The organism is Moorena sp. SIO1F2 (assembly GCF_010672755.1).
GTDB lineage: Bacteria > Cyanobacteriota > Cyanobacteriia > Cyanobacteriales > Coleofasciculaceae > Moorena.
The window spans coordinates 1-6,105 of sequence record NZ_JAAHFV010000370.1 but is presented as its reverse complement, the minus strand read 5'-3'; the positions used below and the strand labels follow the sequence as shown (position 1 = coordinate 6,105).

General features: G+C 43.3%; 5 protein-coding genes, 1 tRNA gene and 1 pseudogene. 2 read left to right on the top strand and 5 right to left on the bottom strand.

Translation table 11 applies throughout. The features are described from left to right. Positions 1 to 103 precede the first annotated feature (103 nt). From F6J94_RS28450 to F6J94_RS28440, 3 genes are all read right to left on the bottom strand, one after another. Entirely contained in the window at positions 104 to 454 is a 351-nt protein-coding gene (locus tag F6J94_RS28450) for a transporter substrate-binding domain-containing protein (RefSeq protein ID WP_366514131.1), read from the bottom strand. A 462-nt stretch (positions 455 to 916) separates the two neighbouring features. Further along, positions 917 to 2,089, bottom strand: a complete 1,173-nt coding sequence (locus tag F6J94_RS28445) for an N-acetylmuramoyl-L-alanine amidase (RefSeq protein ID WP_293022039.1) — start codon at positions 2,087 to 2,089, stop codon at positions 917 to 919. Between the two features lie 231 nt (positions 2,090 to 2,320). Further along, the gene (locus F6J94_RS28440) at positions 2,321 to 3,778 is read right to left on the bottom strand and encodes a zinc ribbon domain-containing protein (RefSeq protein ID WP_293022041.1); all 1,458 of its coding nucleotides are present in this window, start codon (positions 3,776 to 3,778) and stop codon (positions 2,321 to 2,323) included. A 265-nt stretch (positions 3,779 to 4,043) separates the two neighbouring features. Here F6J94_RS28440 and F6J94_RS34480 point away from each other — a divergent pair, with 265 nt between their 5' ends. Together F6J94_RS34480 and F6J94_RS28435 are read left to right on the top strand one after the other, a co-directional pair. Continuing rightward, positions 4,044 to 4,142, top strand: coding sequence for a DUF427 domain-containing protein (locus F6J94_RS34480; protein ID WP_293022106.1), 99 nt, complete (start codon positions 4,044 to 4,046; stop codon positions 4,140 to 4,142). 96 nt (positions 4,143 to 4,238) lie between these two features. Next, positions 4,239 to 4,320: transfer RNA gene (locus F6J94_RS28435), tRNA-Leu, on the top strand. A gap of 134 nt (positions 4,321 to 4,454) precedes the next feature. Here F6J94_RS28435 and F6J94_RS28430 read toward each other — a convergent pair. Further along, positions 4,455 to 5,459, bottom strand: a complete 1,005-nt coding sequence (locus tag F6J94_RS28430) for a zinc-dependent alcohol dehydrogenase family protein (RefSeq protein ID WP_293046593.1) — start codon at positions 5,457 to 5,459, stop codon at positions 4,455 to 4,457. Between the two features lie 115 nt (positions 5,460 to 5,574). Next, positions 5,575 to 6,105: pseudogene (locus tag F6J94_RS28425) on the bottom strand (metal-dependent phosphohydrolase); the annotation flags it as partial.

Below are 6,105 nucleotides of genomic sequence, written 5' to 3'. Positions count from 1 at the left end.
AGCGGGGCAAGTGCAGGCTCTAGTTTATGATTCACCAACGTTACTTTACCAAACGTCACAAAACCGAGAATACCAGATTGTACGTGATTAAGCATACCTAATCTTACTGGTTAGAAGGAAACCACTTTTGCTCTAGGTTGGTCAGTTCTCCGTCTTCCTGTAATTGCAAAATAATTCGGTTGATTGGCTCACGATAATGGCTACCTTGAGGCAAAACTATGCCGTAGTCTTGTTCAGCAAACAACTCACCTACAATCTGGTATTCTCGGTTTTGTGACGTTTGGTAAAGTAACGTTGGTGAATCATAAACTAGAGCCTGCACTTGCCCCGCTTTGAGAGCTTTGTATGCATCTTCCAGCTGCTCAAATTCAATTAGCTTGACTGGCTGTTGATTCATATATCTGGCAGAGGTCGTGTCTGCGACAGTACCAACCTGTTTTCCGAATAGATCGATAAGATCAGAAATATTCGATTCAAGTAGTTATATACAATTAAACTTGACTGTTAAGATCAGGTATAGCGCTACGCGCAAGGCAAGAGACAAGAGGCAAGAGGAAAAAGTTGACTACAACAGCTTTTGCTGCTTGTATCAATATCCTAACTTTAATGCTTAGTGCTATATTATACAAGGGTAAACGGTTAATATCAAGATTTTTATAAACGTCACAAATGTAACTATTAATATAATTACGTTTAATTATGTTAATAGTTATGAAACCCTAGCTTAAATACCGCTTTTATACCTAGATAAAGGAGGCTAAATAATTACTTTGTTAGCCTCCCGTTTTTTGATAAATTAATAGGTGCGCTTGACCTTGGCGAATTAAATTCGCCACGGGTCGCACCTCTTGTATAGATTAATGGTTAATGGGTCATCGTAAACTAGCAATTACCAATTCAAAATTACCCATTACCATTAGTCAAGATTCAAAGTAGACCAAGTTATAGAACCTACAATCCCATCAGCATATAATCCTTTCGCTTTCTGATAAGCAATCACAGCAGATTTTGTCCGAGATCCAAAATCACCATCCGTTGCACCAGAATAAAATCCTTGGGTTTGGAGCAGCTGCTGTAGTTCCTCTACTTCTGATCCAACTGCTCCTTGAATTAAAGGAAGATAGGCAGATGAGGGTTGATCGTTACGCCATCTTTCTGAAAACTCTTCCAAGACTTCTTTTGGTAGTTGTTTTTGTAGCCACTCAATCGCTTGTTTTTGGTGAGGTAAGCCACGATAATACTTGTAGGTGTTCAGGATAACCACAGGCTTGCGGTTCTGGTTACCTGGTTTAGAAGGAGATTTCTCTGATGGTTTAGAAGAACTTTTCAGTGCTTCCCAGGTCTTTGATCCCACTAATCCATTGGGATTGAGTCCCTCAAACTTCTGAAAGGAAATTACTGCTTTGGTGGTAGCAGGACCAAAAATGCCATCAACTGGGCCGGGACTAAACCCTTTAGTTTGGAGGGATTGCTGTAGCTGTTTGACTTTCAGACCAGTGTCTCCTTCTCTGAGATAGTCTTCAACTGATGAGTCAAGGCGCTGACGAACTTCTCGGCGCAACCGAGGCAATTGACTGTATAACCAGTCCCCAGGGCATTGGGTTGGTGAAAAGTCTCGATGTCCTTTAATATTGTCTGGGCTAATCTTGGTAGTGTTGCAAATCGAAACACATAAATCTACCAAACTTTTCCATTGTTTGGCATTCATCCGGTAGCTGATAAAGGTGCCTTCATTTTCAATTCCGGGTGACTGGTTACCTAGAGTACTACCAGCATGAGCAGAGCTGACAGAACGTCCTTTTTTAATCGCTGATAAGGAACTCTGTCTACCTTCGAGTAAATATCCACCGGTGGTATTCAAAAAGTTGTGACCTGAGTCATCCCAGCCAAAACCATCCATGTGGGATTTTTGAATACTCCTAGCCAAACTTCTGGATCCCCATAAGGTTCCTTTCGATAGATCATTCGGGGCATTGGGAGTAGCAGTATGGTGAATAATAATATATCGTGGTCGAGTGGTATCTGGCCATTTTTTTGGGGGTTTAGCTCCCCATTCTTTTGCTGAAATGACACTAGCAGTGAAAGACATATTGACTTGCGGTCTCCAGTTATAATAGTTTACTAATGGGCTCGTCGAAATAGGATGCGAACAATTAACCAAACTATGGATTTGGCTGAGGTGGATTGGGATACTCTTAAACCGTAATTAATCGGGATAAACCCGTACAAAACGGTCAAGGTGCAATGTATTGTTGCCTGAGTGAGGGGTGGTTATACAGTAATTGGAGTTGAACCTTCCACCCGTCTTTCTAGGCATTCCTCAAATCCCGTTGAGGAGTTGCTTGAAAGCCTTAGCCAAGGTATGCTTACAATCAAGCCAACCAAGCTCGACTGCATCTAGCAGGCTAAGCCCCATCCCTTTCAAGAAACGCGCGGTACGACGCAACAACACTGCTTGAACCTCGGTTTTATTCATGTACCGAGTTATTTCCTTGTCGGTACCGCGAGCAAGGATGTTCTTGGCAGCATTGCAATCAGCCTGTAACACGACCCCATCAAATCCGGTAAAATTGTCCCCAGTCCTTTTCCCCAACAGGGTTCCATTCCTAGAGTCAATTTGCGACGTGTAACTAGGTTGAACTTCTGTGACAACCGAGCCAGTCCAATCAGCCCATTTCTGCAAAGAATCCCGCATAACTCCTTTCATCCAACTATTGAGTTTGCGGGACACGGCCTTAGACTGACGCTTATTTCGGTACGGTTGTGTTAAATCTTCCGCAAAAACCTTTAAAGATTCCCCATTAAAAAGAGACTTAGAGGCTGCTCCTATTATCGCCGTCAGTTCTGATTGATTTTTTCTGTAGCGGCGATTTTCGGTTTTTCTGGTCAGATTATTTTCTAATATTCGAGCTGATTTGGCCTGGTCGATTTTTTCTAGTTTTCTATGAAGTGCCCAAAGCTTCCCTCTGTTTCGGTTTTTTGCACATATTCGTTTCTGTTTCTGGGTGGTTACTTCCCCTAGTTCTTTTCCGTGAGCTTGCCCCTCTGAGTCATAGAAAGCCTCAGTGTAACCCTTGTCTACTCCTAGACTCCGACGTTCAGATTTAATTTCTACAGTTCCATGATCTACTAGAAAGTGAATCTCAAATCTTGGCAAAAGTTGGTTATATATCAGTCTGATCTGGCCTTTTATTGTACGATTAGACCTAACAACTATCCTGTTCCTTTTCCCTCTAGTGAGTCCAGCTAGTTCTAACTGGTAAGTATTACGGGAAAGCTTTTTACACTTATAACCTACTTGTTGATAAACTATCTGGTTTTTACCCCAAGAATGTCCCCGCTGAAACTCCTTCCTAACAAGTCTGTGGAGAAGTGGCGTGTCCAGAAAGGCTAAAGTCTTAAGTTGTTTGCAAAGTTCCTTCCGTTCGTTCTGGTTATCTTTTCCAGGAAACCTTTTGTAAACCTTTTTAATTACCGCTTCGGTGCAAGCTGCCTGCTGAGCCGTAATGGCTTTGGCTACATCGCTTACAGTCCATTCCATCAATTTGGAAGGTAGTCCCAAGGATTCAGGAGTCCTAAAACTCCTAACTTTTGGGTAAGCTTTTTTCCAATCAAGTTCCCAATGACTTATGCTGCCTAGCTTGTTGTAGGATTCAGACCTGACAATGCCCAATTTCTTCATCGTGGACAACAACTCAAGTTCAACCGACTCAGTCATCCCTACTACAGGGACAATCTGGGTTGATATTTTCTTGGTCATTCCTACTTTTTTGGGCATCGTCAAACCTGAGTCAATTACTTCAATGATACTCTAGCGCTAGTCAAATGTCAATGTCCATTTTATAGGATTAAATACCGATTTATACCTATTTTTAGGGGTTTAATTGCGAGGCAACTATTCCTGACTGGATTCTAGCCTTCAATTGCGATTATCATCTATGGCAGGTAAGCCTATGGGCTACAGATGGTGCTACAGATGGTGCTATCAGCGTGTCGCGTATCAGCCTATGGGCTACAGATGGTGCTACAGATGGTGCTTTTGAATAAGCTATGCAGCCTGGTATTACCCGAGCACCAAGGAGAAGGCGAAACCCATTGAAGGGTATATTGCTTTCCGGGGCGGGGTGAGAGTTGAGGTGTAGGTGATAAAGGGACTTTTTAAGGGGGATTTGGGAAAATTTTCCCCAGCAGTTGCAATAAAAGCTAAAATATATGCTATAATATAAATCGCACAGTACGCGGACGTGGCGGAATTGGTAGACGCGCTAGATTTAGGTTCTAGTGTCGCAAGACGTGAAGGTTCAAGTCCTTTCGTCCGCATATAAAGGTGTGACCCAAGAGCGATTTACTCGCCCTAGGAGGCGCGCACCTAAGCAAATCAGGGTTATAGGTTTACAGAAACCAATAACCCTTAAGCAATTATTAGGGATTAGTTGTAATAGTGACTATTGTCTTTATTGGATAAGTAGTGCCACCTTACCTGTCATGGAACCAGCTTCGATAGCGTTGTGAGCAGCAGCAGCTTCTTTGAGGGGAAACCGTTGGCTGAGGTGAATTTTCAGTTTACCTTCATCAATCCAATTAGCACACTGCTGGAGAATCTCGGTTTGGTGCTGTTGAGCTGTAGTGAGTCCTTTCAAGGCTGGGGTGAGCATGAGTTCTAGACTGATGCGCAAATTATGCGATCGCGCTGTCTTCAAATTACCTTCGGCTGGGTCTGGTTGGAGGATAGTCACAATATCGCCATATACCCGCACTGCTTCACAGGTGTCATAAAAGGTTTTACCGCCCACAGTATCGAACGCCAAATCTACTCCCTCTCCCCCAGTCCAATCCAAGGCAGCTTTCACAAAGCTAGTTTGTTTGTAAAGGATAGGATAGTCAGCACCTAACTGACGCACTAATCTAGCTTTTTCTTGAGAACCGACAGTAGTACAAACCTCAGCACCTTTGAGCTTAGCTAGCTGAATAGCAACGTGACCAACACCACCAGCACCTGCCTGAATCAGCACCTTTTGTCCTGCTTCCAACCGTCCTCGGTCATACAATGATTCCCAGGCAGTGATCAGTACTAGAGGAGCAGCAGCCGCTTCAGGGAAGGAGAGGGATTTAGGCTTGTGGGCAACTAAGGACTGATCAACAACGGCTAGTTCGGCATAGTTACCCGTACCAGATAATCCTAATCCCCCAGCACAGAAATATACCTCATCACCCACCTGGAATTTCTGGACACCAGCACCAACAGCTTCTACCACACCAGCACCATCGCAGCCTAGGATAGCTGGCATTTGGTCATGGTAAAAGGTGCCTCTACGCCGCAGTTTGGTGTCAATGGGATTAACACCAGCAGCGTGAAGACGCACCAGGATTTCTGTGTCGTTTTTAATTTTGGGAGCTGGTACATCCTGAAGTTGTAGCACTTCAGGTGTACCAGGAGCAGTCATTAAAATGGCTTTCATTGGTCATTTGTTAATTGTTAATTGTTAATTGTCAATGATCAATGGTCAATTTTAAATTAACTTTAGACAAAACCGCCATTGATGATTTGCCTTGATGATTTGCCTTTTACAGTGATCATGCTGTACATAATTGTGCTGTAGTTTGACTATAGCGACAGGGATGGCTGAAGATTGCTTTAGGCTGGGATTGGTGTTCTACTCGAAAGACATTGGCATAGAGATTAGCCAGGATTTGTTTACCAGAAAGGCTTCGGTCTAGGTAGGGCAATGCGGGTTTGATATAAGGATAGACAACATTCCAGTAAAAGTTTGGGTAGTTCCGGCGCAAATCACCGGGATTACGATAGCCTAAAATCTGATTTTTCCCGATTTCTTCAAACTCGTAGAACAAGGCACTAATTTTTTGTAAGTAGCGGGGATCAGCCAGCTGACCAATCAAATCTGCTGCTCTGACTAAACCAGGATAGTTAACCGTGTCTTGATGATCCTGATCATCAGGTACTGGGAAACGGGTTAATTCAATATTGTGCTTAATCTGCTTAGTATCAATCAGCAGGTGATTACCAAAGTGTTCATCAATAAACTGCTTACCCCGGTCTACATGGTAGGGAGTAAGGCTGGCATCAGTGGCACCTGTAGGGAGAGA

Excerpts from the sequence above, each read along its gene's own strand:
- F6J94_RS28430 (WP_293046593.1), bottom strand. The coding sequence starts at position 5,459 with ATGAAAGCCATTTTAATGACTGCTCCTGGTACACCTGAAGTGCTACAA.
- F6J94_RS28440 (WP_293022041.1), bottom strand. The coding sequence starts at position 3,778 with ATGCCCAAAAAAGTAGGAATGACCAAGAAAATATCAACCCAGATTGTC.
- F6J94_RS28445 (WP_293022039.1), bottom strand. The coding sequence starts at position 2,089 with ATGTCTTTCACTGCTAGTGTCATTTCAGCAAAAGAATGGGGAGCTAAA.